Source organism: Larkinella terrae (genome assembly GCF_009668025.1).
GTDB classification, from domain to species: domain Bacteria; phylum Bacteroidota; class Bacteroidia; order Cytophagales; family Spirosomataceae; genus Larkinella; species Larkinella terrae.
Window position 1 is genome coordinate 1,092,378 of record NZ_WJXZ01000014.1, and the last position, 14,956, is coordinate 1,107,333.

General features: G+C 51.9%; 12 protein-coding genes and 1 tRNA gene. 4 read left to right on the forward strand and 9 right to left on the reverse strand.

The features are described 5' to 3' along the window. From GJJ30_RS26170 to rpoN, 6 genes are all read right to left on the reverse strand, one after another. Complete coding sequence (locus tag GJJ30_RS26170; protein ID WP_154178117.1) at positions 1–345, reverse strand: LPXTG cell wall anchor domain-containing protein; 345 nt, start codon at positions 343–345, stop codon at positions 1–3. Between the two features lie 160 nt (positions 346–505). After that, the gene (locus GJJ30_RS26175) at positions 506–970 is read right to left on the reverse strand and encodes a hypothetical protein (protein WP_154178118.1); all 465 of its coding nucleotides are present in this window, start codon (positions 968–970) and stop codon (positions 506–508) included. 495 nt (positions 971–1,465) lie between these two features. After that, positions 1,466–1,539: transfer RNA gene (locus GJJ30_RS26180), tRNA-Arg, on the reverse strand. A 72-nt stretch (positions 1,540–1,611) separates the two neighbouring features. Then, the gene (locus tag GJJ30_RS26185) at positions 1,612–2,406 is read right to left on the reverse strand and encodes an enoyl-CoA hydratase/isomerase family protein (RefSeq protein WP_154178119.1); all 795 of its coding nucleotides are present in this window, start codon (positions 2,404–2,406) and stop codon (positions 1,612–1,614) included. A 91-nt stretch (positions 2,407–2,497) separates the two neighbouring features. Beyond that, positions 2,498–3,187 carry a hypothetical protein gene (locus tag GJJ30_RS26190; protein WP_229313426.1) on the reverse strand — a complete coding sequence of 230 codons (690 nt, stop codon included), beginning with the start codon at positions 3,185–3,187 and terminating at the stop codon, positions 2,498–2,500. Between the two features lie 64 nt (positions 3,188–3,251). Next, complete coding sequence (gene rpoN / locus GJJ30_RS26195; protein ID WP_154178120.1) at positions 3,252–4,706, reverse strand: RNA polymerase factor sigma-54; 1,455 nt, start codon at positions 4,704–4,706, stop codon at positions 3,252–3,254. 256 nt (positions 4,707–4,962) lie between these two features. Between rpoN and asnS the strand changes: the two genes are divergently transcribed. Further along, entirely contained in the window at positions 4,963–6,417 is a 1,455-nt protein-coding gene (gene asnS / locus GJJ30_RS26200; protein WP_154178121.1) for an asparagine--tRNA ligase, read from the forward strand. 147 nt (positions 6,418–6,564) lie between these two features. Here the strand turns inward: asnS and GJJ30_RS26205 are convergent, their stop codons facing one another. Both GJJ30_RS26205 and GJJ30_RS26210 read right to left on the reverse strand, forming a co-directional pair. Further along, positions 6,565–7,074 (reverse strand): hypothetical protein, encoded by a 510-nt coding sequence (locus tag GJJ30_RS26205; RefSeq protein WP_154178122.1) that lies wholly within the window; start codon positions 7,072–7,074, stop codon positions 6,565–6,567. Positions 7,075–7,253: 179 nt separating this feature from the next. Continuing rightward, a complete protein-coding gene (locus GJJ30_RS26210) occupies positions 7,254–7,772 on the reverse strand; it encodes a hypothetical protein (RefSeq protein WP_154178123.1) in 519 nt (172 codons plus the stop codon). Between the two features lie 183 nt (positions 7,773–7,955). Between GJJ30_RS26210 and GJJ30_RS26215 the strand changes: the two genes are divergently transcribed. Beyond that, positions 7,956–9,155, forward strand: a complete 1,200-nt coding sequence (locus GJJ30_RS26215) for a cytochrome-c peroxidase (protein ID WP_154178124.1) — start codon at positions 7,956–7,958, stop codon at positions 9,153–9,155. 42 nt (positions 9,156–9,197) lie between these two features. On the opposite strand, the gene GJJ30_RS26220 is transcribed toward GJJ30_RS26215, so the two are convergent. Further along, on the reverse strand, positions 9,198–11,111 hold the full coding sequence (locus tag GJJ30_RS26220) for a S9 family peptidase (RefSeq protein ID WP_154178125.1): 1,914 nt from the start codon (positions 11,109–11,111) through the stop codon (positions 9,198–9,200). A 297-nt stretch (positions 11,112–11,408) separates the two neighbouring features. On the opposite strand from GJJ30_RS26220, the gene GJJ30_RS26225 reads away from it, so the two are divergent. Together GJJ30_RS26225 and recQ are read left to right on the forward strand one after the other, a co-directional pair. Next, the gene (locus tag GJJ30_RS26225) at positions 11,409–12,626 is read left to right on the forward strand and encodes a carboxypeptidase-like regulatory domain-containing protein (RefSeq protein ID WP_154178126.1); all 1,218 of its coding nucleotides are present in this window, start codon (positions 11,409–11,411) and stop codon (positions 12,624–12,626) included. A 108-nt stretch (positions 12,627–12,734) separates the two neighbouring features. Beyond that, positions 12,735–14,867, forward strand: a complete 2,133-nt coding sequence (gene recQ, locus GJJ30_RS26230) for a DNA helicase RecQ (RefSeq protein ID WP_154178127.1) — start codon at positions 12,735–12,737, stop codon at positions 14,865–14,867. Positions 14,868–14,956 lie beyond the last annotated feature (89 nt).

Consider the following 14,956-nt stretch of genomic DNA (forward strand, 5'->3'; position numbering starts at 1 on the left):
TCAGGCCAATCCCCGCTTCCTTCCAAAATAAATAGCCAGTGCAATCAATAAAAGTCCGGCGAATATTCCAATGCCAGGATCTATGCGGGGGCCAGTGTCGGGTTCATCTCCAATATTCCCATCGGGTGATATGGCTACGATGTGATCAATTTGAGCAATACCGACGCATTTCTTTTTTTCTCCGATACCACAGCACAAAATGCCGTTTGGATGTAGCCCTATATACTCTTGCACCGCATCAACGGTCATACCGGGGCAATCCAATGTGTACCCACTGGCTGTCGTGATTTTTGCACCGAAAGCAAGGGATGGGAACAGCAAAAGAATGAATAGTAATTTTTTCATAAAATGAGTTGATTTAAGTTAAGGGGTTAAAGACCAGGCAATCAACTGTTTAGTCAACAGTTGATTGCCTGGTGGCATAGTCTGTATATCAAACGGTAGAAATCAGAAAAACAATGACTTAATAATAGGATCGAAGCACAATCCCCGATTCACAGTCTATTCAGGGCTTCGACCTGACGCGCTTCTCCACAAACCTATCTCCTCCCCAGGTATCGGCTGCCATTTCTTTCCCGTTGCGGTCGAGCACCTTTTTGAAGCCCGAAAAAAGTAGCGTATCATCCTTTAGCTCCCAGCTCTGTACGTCAGAATAGCCGACCCAGGCCGTGTCGGAATAATAGCGAAATTTCTCGGTGTACTGATTGCCGTCCAGCGTGTAGGTACCACTTCCCGCACCATGAAAGCTTCCGTCCGGATTGTACATGATAAAGCTGAAAAAGCCATCATGAAACATCTTGAATTGTTCGGCACGTCGGGGCTTGGTGACCTTGCCATTGACCCGGTTTTCGACTAACTCCCAACTGCCTTCAATGGACGGCGGCCCGGAGCTTGCCTCGGCTGGCTGGTCTGTTTTCTGGCAGGCAGTTGCCAGGTACCCAAGAAGAATAAAGTAAAGGATAATTTTCATGATCCGGGGTTTGGTTATTCGGTAAACCTACCCAGACAAAGAAGGATTAAATTGTAAAAATGCGACATTTTTGAGCGATCAAACGAGAAGAGTTGACCGGCAGTATAACCGGGTGATCTGGGGCTATGTGATTCTTGCAGGAATGGTAACGGCGACAGTGGAGATTATGGGTCCGGTAACGGCGATAAAAGTAAAAACCACCAGCGTTACTAATCAAAAACACCTGGTTCTTCAATCGCAAGAACCTCACCAGGTATGTCAAAGTTTCAACGGGAGCGATAGCAGGATTCCGTAATTTTACAATTAGTCATTTGAAAAACAAAAAGTCGCTGCTCCCAAAATAAACCCCAATCTCTCTGCTTACCGCTTAATCTGCTGTATCAAAAAAGAAAAGTGGTAACAGGAGGATAAAAAGCCCAATTTTATGTATCAAATCTTGTATTAAACAAAAAAGCCCATTCGTTTCGGAATGGGCTAATGGATTGATTATCAATGTGCACTCGTAGGGATTCGAACCCCAAACCTCCTGATCCGTAGTCAGGTGCTCTATCCAATTGAGCTACGAATGCATTTCCCGTGTTGGGACTGCAAAAGTAAGACAAAAAAGATAAGATTCAAAAAGCCGGTCAGAAATTTATCGGTCATTTTCCCGTAAAAATGGGTTTCCGTTTCATCAGGAACGCCGTAATGCCCTCGGCCGCATCCCGCGATTGGCCCAGTTGATTCTGATACTGAGCTTCTTGCTCCAGTTGCGTCTCCAGATCGGTGTACAGTGATTGATTCAGGGCCAGTTTCATCAACCCAATGGCCTGGGTAGGTGCGGTGGCGTAATAAGCAACGGTTTCGGCCACGGCCGCATCCAATTCCTGCGCCGGAACCGAACGCGACACCAGTCCTAACCGGGTGGCTTCCGGACCATACACCCGCCGACCGGTGCTGCACAACTCAAACGCCTGCTGTGAACCCAACAGGCGGGGTAGAAAGAACGTGGAGCCCGCGTCAGGCATCAGGCCAATGCCTACAAACAACAAGGATAAATAAGCTTCGTCGGCGGCAAGCACCACATCGCAGGCCAGCGCCAGAGAACATCCGGCACCCGCAGCAACCCCGTTCAGGCGACAGATCACCGGTTTTGGCAAATTCCGAATGGCGCGGACCATCGGATGATAGGTGGTTCGCAACAGCTCGCCCATCGAAAAACCGCTGGTGTTCTGAAGCTGGCCAGCCGCTTCTTTCAAATCCGCACCGGAACAAAACGCTTTGTCGCCCATGCCCGTCAACACCACCGCCCGCACGGTTTCGTCGGCCCCGGCGGCTTCCATCGCGCGGGTAATTTCCTGAATCAGGGCTGGACTCAGGGCGTTGTGAACCTGCGGCCGATTGAGCGTAATGCGGCAAATACCGTCCGAAACCGCGTATAAGAGGTGTGCGTACATTTTGGTTTGTTGGTTAAAGTTTATGGTTGAAAAACGTATGCTGTGATTCCCGGCGTACTAAAAACCATGAACGCTGAACCATAAACTAATATCAAACCATCAACAGCACCGTTGCCAGACTGACCGCCAGACCGAGCGCCATGCCGGCCGCGATTTGCGGGGGCGTGTGGGCGTTCAGATTCAAACGGGCGGTGGCCAGCAATCCCGCCAGAACAATGATGGCGACCAGCGGATAGAGCAGACTCACTTCACCGGTTTTGATGGCGATCCCCAGCAGTGCTCCGGCAATGCCGCTGATGCCGACGCTGTGAGCGCTGATTTTCCAGAACAGACTGATCAGGCCAACCAGCGTAACCGAAACGGTGATACTGCCCAGCACAATGCCAATTTCGGGCGCCATATCGGAGAGTTCGGGCAATCGAAAGGTAAATAGTAGCGTCGTGGTCGTATAGAGCAGCGCGGTCATGAAATACGGCAGCCGCCGGTCCTGCAACTCGTTCATGTGCAGGCTGCGGACGTGCCCCGTGCGGTATAACAGGTAAATCAGAAAGGCCGGAACGAAAAACGTACTGATGCAGACCAGCATCAGCAGACTGAGTTTGAACGGGGTGCCAAACGCGCTGACGCCAATGGCGCCCGGCGCGCCAAACAGCAGGATGCTGAATAAGATGGTGGGCATCAGCAGCGGATGAAAAACCGCCGACAGGGCGCGGGAAAGCGTAATGCTCAGGTCTTCAGTTTTCGGTTTTGGCTCTTCGGTCAACCGTTCCTCGTTAATCATTCAACAAAATTAACAAAGCTTGGCGATTTGATCGCAAAAACCGCCAGCTCAAAACCGGAAACCGTTATAATTGCTTCCGCAGCCGGGCCACGGGAATGTTCAACTGCTCGCGGTATTTGGCCACGGTTCGGCGGGCAATGTTGTAACCGCGCTCGTTGAGCATCTTTTCGAGTTTATCGTCCGACAGCGGATTGCCTTTGGGCTCCTGGTCGATAAATTCCTTCAAAATGTTTTTCACTTCCCGGCTGCTGACGTCCTCACCCGAGTCGGTGGCAATCCCTTCGGAGAAAAAGTATTTGAGGGGATAAATGCCGAATTCGGTCTGTACAGCTTTGCTGTTGGCCACCCGCGAAACCGTCGACACGTCCATGTCGATCAGGTTGGCGATGTCTTTCAGAATCATCGGGTGCAGTTTGTTCTCGTCGCCCTCCAGGAAAAAGTCGTACTGAAACTTGACGATGGCGTTCATCGTCTTCAGCAACGTGGCCTGGCGCTGTTTGATGGCGTCGATAAACCACTTGGCGGCATCCAGTTTCTGTTTGACAAACGAGACGGTTTCTTTCAGCGAGCGGTTATTTTTATCGCTCTTTTCATAAGTATCCAGCATGTCGGCAAACGACCGGCTGATGCGCAGTTCCGGGGCGTTGCGCGAGTTGAGCGTGAGTTCAATTTTTCCGGCATTGTTGGTCAGGATAAAGTCCGGAATCAGGTACTGAACCGCGCCGTCTTCGCCCTCCACCGAACCCGGTTTCGGATTCAGTTTCGTAATTACCTGAACCACTTTCTTTAACTGTTCTTCGGTAATATTCAGCCGTTTCTGAATCTTGTCGTAATGCTTTTTAGAAAATTCCTCGAAGAGATCTTCAATGATGCGGATGGCGAGCGGAACGGCCGGATCGCTCGTGTCCTTCCGCTGTAATTGCAGCAGCAGACATTCCTGCAACGACCGGGCGGCAATCCCCGGAGGATCAAAGGTTTGAATCCGTTTCAGAACGGTTTCCAGTTCGTCGGTATCCGTAAAAATGCTGTGCGAAAAAGCCAGGTCGTTCACAATGGCCTGCATCGACCGCCGAATGTATCCGTCGTTTTCAATACTGCCAATGAGCTGCATGCCAATCACTTCCTGCCGGTCATCGAGGTTCAGATAACCGAATTGCTGCATCAAGGTGTCGGTCAGGGTCGAGCGGTTGGCCACCGGCATTTCCCGGTCTTCTTCGGCGTAATTGCCGTCGCCCTGCATTTTGTACCCGTTATAGTCGTCTTCGTTCAGGTAACTTCCCAGATCGACCTCGTCATTTTTCTCCTTATAATCATCGTCGTATTCGTCCGAATACGGGTCGTCGGCATTTGATTCTTCATAGTCCGTATCGAGCCCTTCTTCAAGCGCCGGGTTGATCTCTAACTCTTCTTCGATACGGGTTTCCAGTTCGGCAGTCGGAATCTGCAACAGTTTAATAAACTGAATCTGTTGCGGAGACAGTTTTTGCTGAAGAGATTGGGTAAGGCTGAGTCTTTGCATAATAACGTACTGTATTCGCGAACCATGAAATCCTGACTCGGGTACTCATGGACGCGCCCATCAAATTCTAGACCAATTTTAAAAAAAAATGTTTTACGTCCTACTTAATTTTATTTTAATCAAGCCAATATTTTGATAGTGAATGTGTTATATATTGAAGTTTCTAGTAACTGGTTTTTTGCTTCTTGGAAAAACCGCTTCATATTTCGGCGAATGACGTAACTTTACGGCCGTCTTTCACTTATTACTTTTTAGAATGAGTCTGATACCTGTCAAACAACTACTCGCGTCTGAAACGACCGGTCATATCGTCACTGTCAAAGGCTGGGTTCGCACCAAGCGCGAAAGTAAAAATGCCATTTTTATTGCCATCAACGACGGCTCTACCATCCATAACATTCAGGCCGTGGCCGAACCGGGGCAGTTTGGCGAAGACACCATCCGGCTGGTCACAACCGGAGCCTGCGTGGCCATCACCGGAACGCTGGTCGAGTCGCAGGGTTCGGGGCAGAAAGTGGAAGTGAAGGCGACAGACATTCATATTTACGGCCCCGCCGATCCGGAAAAATATCCGCTGCAACCCAAGAAACATTCCATGGAGTTTCTGCGGGAAATTGCCCACCTGCGTCCCCGGACCAACACGTTCAGTGCGGTTTTGCGGATCCGCCACGCGCTGGCCTTTGCCGTGCATAAGTACTTCAACGACAACGGTTTCTTCTACCTGCATACGCCCATCATCACGGCTTCGGATGCCGAAGGTGCGGGCGAAATGTTCCGCGTGACGACGCTGGACCTCAACAAACCGCCCCGCACGGAAGAGGGTGACATCGATTTTAAGCAGGACTTTTTCGGGCGCGAAACCAACCTGACGGTTTCGGGACAGCTCGAAGGCGAACTCGGTGCGCTGGCCTTATCAAAAATCTATACATTCGGTCCGACGTTCCGCGCCGAAAATTCCAACACCACCCGCCACTTGGCCGAGTTCTGGATGATCGAGCCCGAAATGGCCTTTTATGAGCTGGAAGACAACATGAATCTGGCTGAGGATTTTGTAAAAACCGTCATCGGTTACGCCCTGGAGCATTGCGCCGACGATCTGGCGTTTTTGCAAAACCGCCTGATCGAAGAGGAAAAATCCAAACCCCAGGCCGACCGCAGTCCGATGCCGCTGCTCGACAAGCTCGCTTTTGTGGTTAACAACGATTTTCAGCGCCTGACCTACACCGAAGCGATCAACATTCTGTTGCAATCCAAACCGCACAAGGAAAAGAAATTTCAATATCCGGTGGGCTGGGGAATCGATCTGCAATCCGAACACGAGCGGTTTCTGGTCGAGAAGCACTTCAAAAAACCGGTTATCCTCACCAATTACCCCCGCGAAATCAAGTCGTTCTACATGAAACAGGACGAGGTAAACGACTCAGCGCCGGGCCCGACGGTTCGGGCAATGGACGTTCTGTTCCCCGGAATCGGCGAAATCATCGGCGGTTCGCAGCGCGAAGAAAACTACGAAAAACTGATGGCCCGGATTCAGGAAGTCGGCATCGATCCGTCCAACCTCTGGTGGTTTCTCGAAACCCGGCAGTTCGGCTCGGCCCCGCACTCCGGTTTCGGACTGGGCTTCGAACGGCTGGTACTATTCGTCACCGGCATGGGCAACATCCGTGACGTTATTCCCTTCCCCCGAACGCCAAAAAGCGCCGAGTTTTAAGAACGGTTTACGGCATTCGGTTTACGGTTTTCAGTAGCTGACGCAAGAACTAAAAACGCGTCAGCTACTGAAAACCATAAACCGAATACCGTAAACTATTCACTTATTACTGCTCAGATACCGCTTGTTACCGGCTTTGGTGATGTATTATTTTCCTCCGCGCGGACCGGTGTAAACCGTCTCGCCATTGGGGCCTTTCTGGCTCGCATCGACGGACGCTTTGTAATCGGCAGGGGAGGCCTTGACCTCTTTCTCCGGTTTTTCAGCCTTTTCGGCTTTTTCCTTTTTCTCCGGCTTTTCTTTCTTCTCGGTTTTTTCGGCCTTTTCCGGTTTTTCGAGTTTTTCTGCTTTATCTACTTTTTCTTTTTTCTCCTTCTTCTCTTTTTTCTCCGCTTTTTCCTCATCGGTCATGGCGGCTTTTTTAGCTTTCTTCTCAGCTTTGGCGGCTGCCTTTTGCTCGTCAGTCATCGCAGCTTTGGCGGCCTTTTTCTCGGCTTTCGCTTTTTTCTCTTCCTCAGTCAGCGGAGCTTTGTCTTTTTTCTTGTCCGATTTTTCCTTCTTCGTTTTTTCTTTCTTTTCCTTGGCGTCCTGCGCGAACGAGTCGAGTGTGAAAGTCAGACCCAGCAAGAGCAGCAGAATGGAGAGCGTCTTTTTCATCTTTGGAAGCGTTATGGTGGTTAGTTGTCCTTCGGCCCAGGGTTTTGACCGAAAGAATTGGGTATTTGAAATTAATTGCTTGTCGAACGAAATTTAATCCAATATTTCCGTCCGCCAAAATAGAAGAGGGTGCAAAATCAGATTAAATTTTGCACCCTCGGATTCATCGGCCCGCCGACTTAGTTACTGCTCAAATACCGCTTGTTACCGGCTTTGGTAATGTAGTATTTTCCTCCGCGCGGACCCGAATAAACCGTTTCACCGGCGGGGCCTTTCTGGCTTTTGTCAACCGCGGCTTTGTAATCTTCCGGGACGGCTTTTACTTCTTTTTCAACTTTAGCGGTTTTGGTTTCTGATTTCGCGGTTTTGCTTTTGAACGTTCCATCCGCGTTCCGTTCGGCGGTAGCGGTTTTCGTTTCCGACTTCTCGGCTTTCTTAAAAGTACCATCCGCATTGCGGGCGACCGTAGCGGTTTTGGTCTCCGATTTTTCGGCTTTCTTGAAGGTACCGTCCGGGTTGCGGGCTGGTTGATCGGTTTTGGCTTCCTTCATGGCCGCCTTGTTGTCCGGATTATCGGCGGCTTTTTTTGCGGCTTTGGATTCTTTCTTCGCTATTTTAGCTTCCGAGGGCGTCTGTCCCGATACGCGAACAACCGTCAGCGTGAACAGAAAACAGAGAATAATGAGTGCGTTTTTCATAAGAAAGTAAATCGGTTAAGTGATGAATTGACGCTAAATTCAGGATTAATTATTATTTTTACAGTATTTAATTAGGAAAAACATAGTATTTCAGGCCACAATGACTAAAATCATCTGCTGATTATAGTAAATCCAAAAAACCGGTCGCTTTGTTTTTCAAGTCTGATTACTATTGTGATTGCAATGAAATGTTTGCGTGTGGGCGGTTTGCAATTCCTGATGCTGAGTGCGGTTTTACTGGTTCTCAGTGCCTGCGGTCCGGATCGCGATTCGCGGAAGAAAAAAGTCGAAAAAGTCTCCGAATCCATTGCGGTACTGGGCGCGTTGCCTGCATCGGCCATCGACCCACCGGATAACCCGACGAGCGCGAAAAAAGTGGAACTGGGGCGGTTTCTGTTTTACGATCCGATCCTGTCCGGAAACCGGGATGTCGCCTGCGGCACCTGCCACCAGCCGGAATTCAACTACGCCGAATTTCTGGAAACCTCCATTGGCGTCAACGGCAGCGGCCGGGACAGCAAAAGGCAGTTTCTGACGCCCAACACCATTCCATTCGTCAAACGAAATTCCCAATCCGTCCTGAATGCGGCTTTTAACGGACTGACGAACCACGGCCCCTACAACCCGGTGCTGGCCCCCATGTTCTGGGATTCGCGGGCCAAGGGGCTGGAAGAACAGGCGCTGATGCCGATCAAAACCCTGGAAGAAATGCGGGGACACGCCTTTTCCGAAGAAACCATTATCGACGAAATCATTGCCCGAATCCAGAAAATTCCCGAATACCAGACGCGGTTTGCCGAAGCGTTTACGGGCGAACCGAATCCCGTACACGCCAAAAACCTGGCCCGGGCGCTAGCGGCTTACGAACGAACCCTGATTGCAACCAACACCCGGTTTGACCAGTATATGCGGGGTGACAGCAACGCCCTGTCGGTGAGTGAAAAAGACGGTATGAATCTATTCCTGCGGACTGGCTGCGCTAAATGCCATAACGGACCCATGCTTTCGGATTTTAAACTGCATACGCTGGGCGTACCGGATACCCAAAACCGGAAGGAATCGGATACGGGCGTCAACAACACCTACGCTTTCCGGACGCCGTCGCTGCGGAACCTGCGGTATACGGCGCCGTATATGCACAGCGGAAAATTCACGACGCTGGATCAGGTGATGTTCTTTTACGAAGACCTTGCGGGCGGAAAAATTGAAAATCCGCACGTCACCGCCAGCCAGATAGACACTTTAGCGACCCAGATGAACCTGAAATTCCGGGATATTTCCGGCATCGTGGAGTTCCTGAACACGCTCAACGACGATGGTTTTGACAAAACGGTTCCGAACCGCGTCCCCAGCGGTTTGAAAGTATCGGGGAATTTGAATTGACCCTTCCAAACCGCTGACCGGTTTTAGCGAAAACCGCCCCGATTACTTCAACGTTTCCTCCAGCCACTTGAAAAATTCCCGCTGCCAGACCAGGGCGTTCTGGGCGCTCAACACCCAGTGGTTTTCGTCGGGCAGGTAGAGCAGTTTGCTTTTGATACCCCGCAACTGTGCGGCCTGAAAAGCCTGCAGACCCTGTTCGATCGGAACGCGGTAATCGCGGCCGCCCTGAATGATGAAAATCGGCGTGTCCCACTTGTCCACAAAATTGCTCGGCGACTGGCTGAAGGAGCGCTGGGCCGCCGGATTTTTCTTGTCCCAATACGGCCCGCCGAGGTCCCAGTTCACGAAAAACACCTCTTCGGTGGTGCCGTACATGCTTTTGAAATCAAAAACGCCGTCGTGCGAAATGAAGGTTTTGAACCGTTTGTTGTGAACTCCGGCCAGCGCATAAACCGAAAAACCGCCAAAGCTGGGACCCACGCAACCGCGCCGGTTTTTGTCGACATAGGGTTCTTTGGAAATGTCGTCGATCGCGCTCAGGTAGTCGTTGATGACCTGCCCGCCCCAGTCCTTGCTGACCTGTTCGTTCCATTTGGTGCCGTGCCCCGGCATGCCCCGGCGGTTCGGCGCGACGACGATGTAGCCCTGCGACGCCATCAGCTGAAAATTCCAGCGGTACGAATACATCTGGGTGAGCGCCGATTGCGGCCCGCCCTGGCAGTACAACAGCGTCGGGTACTTTTTGGAAACGTCGAAACCGGGCGGATAAATCACCCAGACGAGCATCTTCTGGTTGTCGGTGGTGGTCACAAACCGGCGCTCGGTTTTACAGATTCCGGTGGTTTTCAGCGCTTCGTCGTTCACGTGCGTCAACTGCTTCATCGAACCGTTGCCCAGATCGACCGTGTAGAGCTCCGACGGGTGGTTCATGTCGTTGCGGGCCACCACCAGCGTGTTACCCGACTGGCCAACAATCGCAGTAATGTCAAAATCGCCTTTGGTGATCTGCGTAATAACAGGCATCATTTTGGTCAGCCCCGGATACGTCACCTTAAACAGCTGAATTGTGCCGTCGATGGGCGCATTGAAAAAGAGCGAACTGCCGTCCTGGCTCCATTTAAAACCGGAAACGTGGATGTCGTCGCGTTGCTGCGTCAGGTTCAGTTTGGTGGTTCCGATCGAAACGATAAGGTCTTGTTTGTCAGCTTCGTAGCCGTCGCGTTTCATTTGCAGCCAGGCGAGTTGGCCCTTGGCGTTGTACTCCGGATTGACGTCGTAGCCTTTATTGTCTTCCGTCAGGTTTCGAGTCGTTCCGGTCGTGATGTCGTATTCGAACAGATCGGTGTTGGTACTGACCGCGTAATCCGTACCGGTTTTTTTCTTCGTGACGTAAACAATGTGTTTGCCGTCGGGATTCCAGATAAAATCCTCGTCGCCCCCGAACGGTTTTTGCGGGCAGTCAAACTTCTCGCCCGGCATGAGGTCTTTGGGCGTACCGGCTTTGCCGTTGGTCAGCGGAGCCACGAAAACGTGGTCATATTTGCCGTCTTCCCAGGTGTCCCAATGGCGGTAATTCAGCGAAGTATAGACGTAGGCATTTGATTTCTTCAGATCGGGATATTTTTCAACACCGGTAATATCCTCCAGTTTGACGGCTTCGCTGCTGATGATGTGCTTGCCGTCCGACGAGATTTTCGAATTCACCAGCAAACTGTCCGCATGGGGGATTTCGACGGCGTTTCCGCCCGCCAGCGGAATTTTGTAGGTTTTTCGGGCGCTTTTATTTTCTTCCGCATTGGGCGTGCTGACGGCGTAAACCACAAACTGTTTGTCCCTGGAAAGGCCCAGCCCCGACACCCGTCCCCACTTCCAGAGCTGTTCGGGTGAGAGCGGTTTTTGGGCTATCGAAGCCAGCGAGAGGAGCAGCATACTGCCCAGCAATCCAATTTTTTTCATGAGAATCCGGAAGAAGAATGAAGCGTTTTCAACTTCAAACATACGGATAATCCGCGATTTTTGGACGGCAATGCGTCTACCGGCTGCGGAGAGCTGCCGTTTGTCGTTCAGCGTCAAAATGGTGAGCGGGCGGGGCGGAAAAACAAATCTTGATTTGTTGTATATGCAATTAAAAACAAGCCTTATGTTTACGGATCGTTTTATGGGATAAGCGGCCGGGATTTCGTATTTTTGGTAATGGATTCCGGTTTTCCCTGACCCCACGAAGCGGTTTTTAAGTACAATATTTTACTCCGCATGAAACGGTTTTCAGGATTGTTTTTCTTCGTGCTTTCAGGGATAAACGGGGCGTTTGCGCAGGGTTATCAACAGATTAAAGGGCAGGTGACCGATCATTCGACCGGAAAACCGGTCGGGTTCGCTTACGTCAGTATCTCCGGCAAAGCCTGGGGGACGCTGGCCAATGCGGAGGGGCGGTTTTTGCTGAAATACCCGAAAATTGATGCGCAGAAAGAAATGGAGGTTTCGGCCGCCGGTTTTCAGAATGGAGTCGTCGCGTTGCGGGAGTTGAAACCGGTCGATTCAGCGGCAGTGAGTCTGGAACCCGTCGTTCGGCCGGAGTTGCCGGTTTCGTTTCGGCGGCAAACCGATGCCCGGCTGCTGGTTTTTTCGGCTCTGAAGTCCATTCCGGCCAATTTTCAGGCGACGCCGACCGTGTTGACCGGTTTTTACCGTGAAACACTTTCCACCGATACGGCCTGCTGGTATGTGCGGGAAGCAACGTTGAAAGCCGAAAAATTGCCCAACGTGCCAACGGAACTGCCGGAAAAGGTGAAACTGGTGAAAGGTCGGCAGTTGGCCCGCCATCCGCTGCCGAAGATGCTGGAAGGATACGCGTTTCCGAACGGAGCCGCCATCGTGACCCGCAGCATGGAGTTGGGCCCACCGGATTATTTCGACGGCGACAATCTGAACGACTATGCGTTTCGGCTGGATTCGCTTCTGACCGGCTGCGACAATCGGCTGGCCTACCGGCTGACCTTTGAACCGGCGAGTGGTCGGCGGGTTCGGGCGGCCCGGAAAGGAGAGATCCTGATCGATACGGCGAGTCGGGCAATAGTACGGATTGCGTATGAATTTACGCCGGAGGCTGCCGGTGAGGTGTTGAAAACCAACCTGAAATCGGTGTTTGACAACCTGACCGGACGCGCCAAAAAGGAGGTCAAGCGGGTTGCCAGCCACACCCATTACCGCCAGTTCAAAGGGAAATGGTATTTGCAGGATTCGCGCCTGGTGCTGGAAACACAGTTTACGTTTGCCAATTTATCACCGACGACGGCGTCGATCCACCTGCATTTCGGGACTACCGAATACGCCAAATCCAACGGACAGGTCGTGGCAGAAACCGAGGTGCTGTTGACAACGGAAAATCTGCCGAAGCAGCGGGTGCCTTATGATGACCGCTACTGGGGCACTGCCAACACGATTCCGGCAACGGCAGATGAAAAGCCCTGACAGCGGTCGGAGGCCCTGTCAGCGGCTGTTGTTACCTGCTATTCAATAATTCTCAACAAATTTTTGCCGCTGACAGGGCCTTTGGCCGCTGTCAGGGCGGATGATAAAATGAACGAAACAGAGATACTGCAACCGGTTGATTTTCTGAAGCAATACTACGGTTACGACCGGTTTCGGCCCATGCAGGAAACCGTCATCCGGACGCTGCTCGACGGCCGCGATTCACTCGTGCTGATGCCGACGGGTGGGGGTAAGTCGGTTTGCTTTCAGATTCCGGCGCTGATGAAACCGGGCGTTTGCATCGTGGTTTCGCCCCTGATTGCGTTGATGAAGGACCAGGTGGAAGCGCTCTTGCTGAACGGCATTCCGGCAGCTTATTTGAACAGTACGCAGGGCAGCCGCGAACAGCGCGAAATCGAGCAGGATTGCCAGGCCGGTCGGTTGAAACTGCTGTATGTTTCGCCCGAAAAACTGATGTCGGAGTCGTTTTTTGTGTTTCTCAAAACCTTGCAGATCAGCTTTTTTGCCGTCGATGAAGCGCACTGTATCTCGTCCTGGGGCCACGATTTCCGGCCGGAATACACGCAGTTGAGCATGCTGAAAACGCAGTTTGCGGACGTGCCGGTGGTGGCCCTGACCGCAACCGCCGACAAACTGACGCGTCAGGATATTGTCAGTCAACTCAATCTGCACGATCCGGCGGTTTTTGTGGCTTCGTTCAATCGCCCGAATCTGAGTCTGAAAGTGTTGCCCGGCCTCAAACGGATTCAGCAGATCGAGCGGTTTCTGGCCCTGCAACCCGACAATTCGGGGATTATCTACTGCCAGAGCCGCAAATCGACGGAAAGTCTGGCGGCTAAACTGCAGGAAAAAGGCTACCGCGCCGGTTTTTACCACGCCGGAATGAGCGCCGAAAGCCGCGCGCAGGCGCAGGAAGAATTTGTCCGCGACGACATTCGGATCATCTGTGCCACCATTGCCTTCGGGATGGGGATCGACAAATCGAACGTCCGCTGGGTGATTCATTACAACATGCCCAAGAATCTGGAAAGTTTTTACCAGGAAATCGGGCGGGCGGGGCGCGACGGTTCGGCCGCCGATACGGTTTTGTTTTACAGCTTTGCCGACGTGGCAAGCTGGAAGGAGATGCTGGCCGAAAATGCCCCGGCGAATCTGGGCCTGCAAATGGCGAAGCTGGAGCGGATTCAGCAGTACGCCGAAGCGCATTCGTGCCGGCGGCAGATTCTGCTTAGTTATTTTTCGGAAGAACTGACGGAACCCTGCGGCAACTGCGACGTTTGCCAGAGTCCGCGGGTGATGTTCGACGGAACGGTTCTGGCCCAGAAAGCCCTTTCGGCCATCGTGCGATTGAAAGAACAGGTGCCGCTCAATACGCTGATCGACGTGCTGCGCGGGTCGCGTAATCAGACAGTAATGCAGAATAATTACCACCTGATCAAAACCTACGGCGCGGGCAGCGACCTGAAGTTTGACGAATGGCGGAGTTACGTCCAGCAACTGATCAATATCGGCGTCATTGAAATTGCCTACAACGACCATTACGCCCTGCGACGCGGCATCCTGGCCGATGCGGTTTTGTTTCAGGACCGGAAAATTCAGCTGATCAAACCGGAGGATGCTGCCCAATTGAAAGCCGAGCAGAAACCGAAAACCAAAACCGAGTCGGTGCGTGACGACCTGTTCGAGCGGCTGCGGGTGTTGCGGAAACAACTGGCCGACGAACAGAATGTACCGCCGTATGTGGTTTTTACGGATTCGACGCTGGAAGAGATGAGCCGGGCGCGGCCCACAACGCCCGAAGCGTTCCGCAGCATCAGCGGGGTGGGCGAGCGGAAATTGCAATTATTCGGGAAACGATTCATGGAAGAGATTGCCACTTTTCTGACTGGTCAGGCGCGCGAAGGCACGAATCTGAAAGGTGCCACGCATTTGCTGACGTATGAAATGTACCAGCGCGGCAGCACCATTGACGAAATTGCCGAGGAACGGAAGCTGTCGTCTTCGACCATTGCGATGCATTTGATTTACCTGGCGGGCAACGGCTACGAGGTCGATCTGGCCGCGCTCGTCGACACCTCCGAACGGCTTGACATTGAGCGCGCAATTGCCCGGGTTGGCGTTGATAACAATGCCTTAAAGCCAGTTTTTGACGCCCTCAACGGCCGGTATGATTACACCAAAATCCGAATTGTAGCCGCCCTTTTGGGACGGATTCTCTGAGTGGTCTATGGCGTTAGTAGAATTGCCGTTTAGTAATTTTACCAGAACGGAAATTTGGTAAAGTCCAGAAAATCAATTAGCTTCGTAGA

What these genes read in the sequence shown, in the direction of transcription:
- GJJ30_RS26170 (WP_154178117.1), bottom strand. Translation starts at nt 345, where the DNA reads ATGAAAAAATTACTATTCATTCTTTTGCTGTTCCCATCCCTTGCTTTC.
- GJJ30_RS26175 (WP_154178118.1), bottom strand. Translation starts at nt 970, where the DNA reads ATGAAAATTATCCTTTACTTTATTCTTCTTGGGTACCTGGCAACTGCC.
- GJJ30_RS26185 (WP_154178119.1), bottom strand. Translation starts at nt 2,406, where the DNA reads ATGTACGCACACCTCTTATACGCGGTTTCGGACGGTATTTGCCGCATT.
- GJJ30_RS26190 (WP_229313426.1), bottom strand. Translation starts at nt 3,187, where the DNA reads ATGATTAACGAGGAACGGTTGACCGAAGAGCCAAAACCGAAAACTGAA.
- rpoN (WP_154178120.1), bottom strand. Translation starts at nt 4,706, where the DNA reads ATGCAAAGACTCAGCCTTACCCAATCTCTTCAGCAAAAACTGTCTCCG.
- asnS (WP_154178121.1), top strand. Translation starts at nt 4,963, where the DNA reads ATGAGTCTGATACCTGTCAAACAACTACTCGCGTCTGAAACGACCGGT.
- GJJ30_RS26205 (WP_154178122.1), bottom strand. Translation starts at nt 7,074, where the DNA reads ATGAAAAAGACGCTCTCCATTCTGCTGCTCTTGCTGGGTCTGACTTTC.
- GJJ30_RS26210 (WP_154178123.1), bottom strand. Translation starts at nt 7,772, where the DNA reads ATGAAAAACGCACTCATTATTCTCTGTTTTCTGTTCACGCTGACGGTT.
- GJJ30_RS26215 (WP_154178124.1), top strand. Translation starts at nt 7,956, where the DNA reads ATGAAATGTTTGCGTGTGGGCGGTTTGCAATTCCTGATGCTGAGTGCG.
- GJJ30_RS26220 (WP_154178125.1), bottom strand. Translation starts at nt 11,111, where the DNA reads ATGAAAAAAATTGGATTGCTGGGCAGTATGCTGCTCCTCTCGCTGGCT.
- GJJ30_RS26225 (WP_154178126.1), top strand. Translation starts at nt 11,409, where the DNA reads ATGAAACGGTTTTCAGGATTGTTTTTCTTCGTGCTTTCAGGGATAAAC.
- recQ (WP_154178127.1), top strand. Translation starts at nt 12,735, where the DNA reads ATGAACGAAACAGAGATACTGCAACCGGTTGATTTTCTGAAGCAATAC.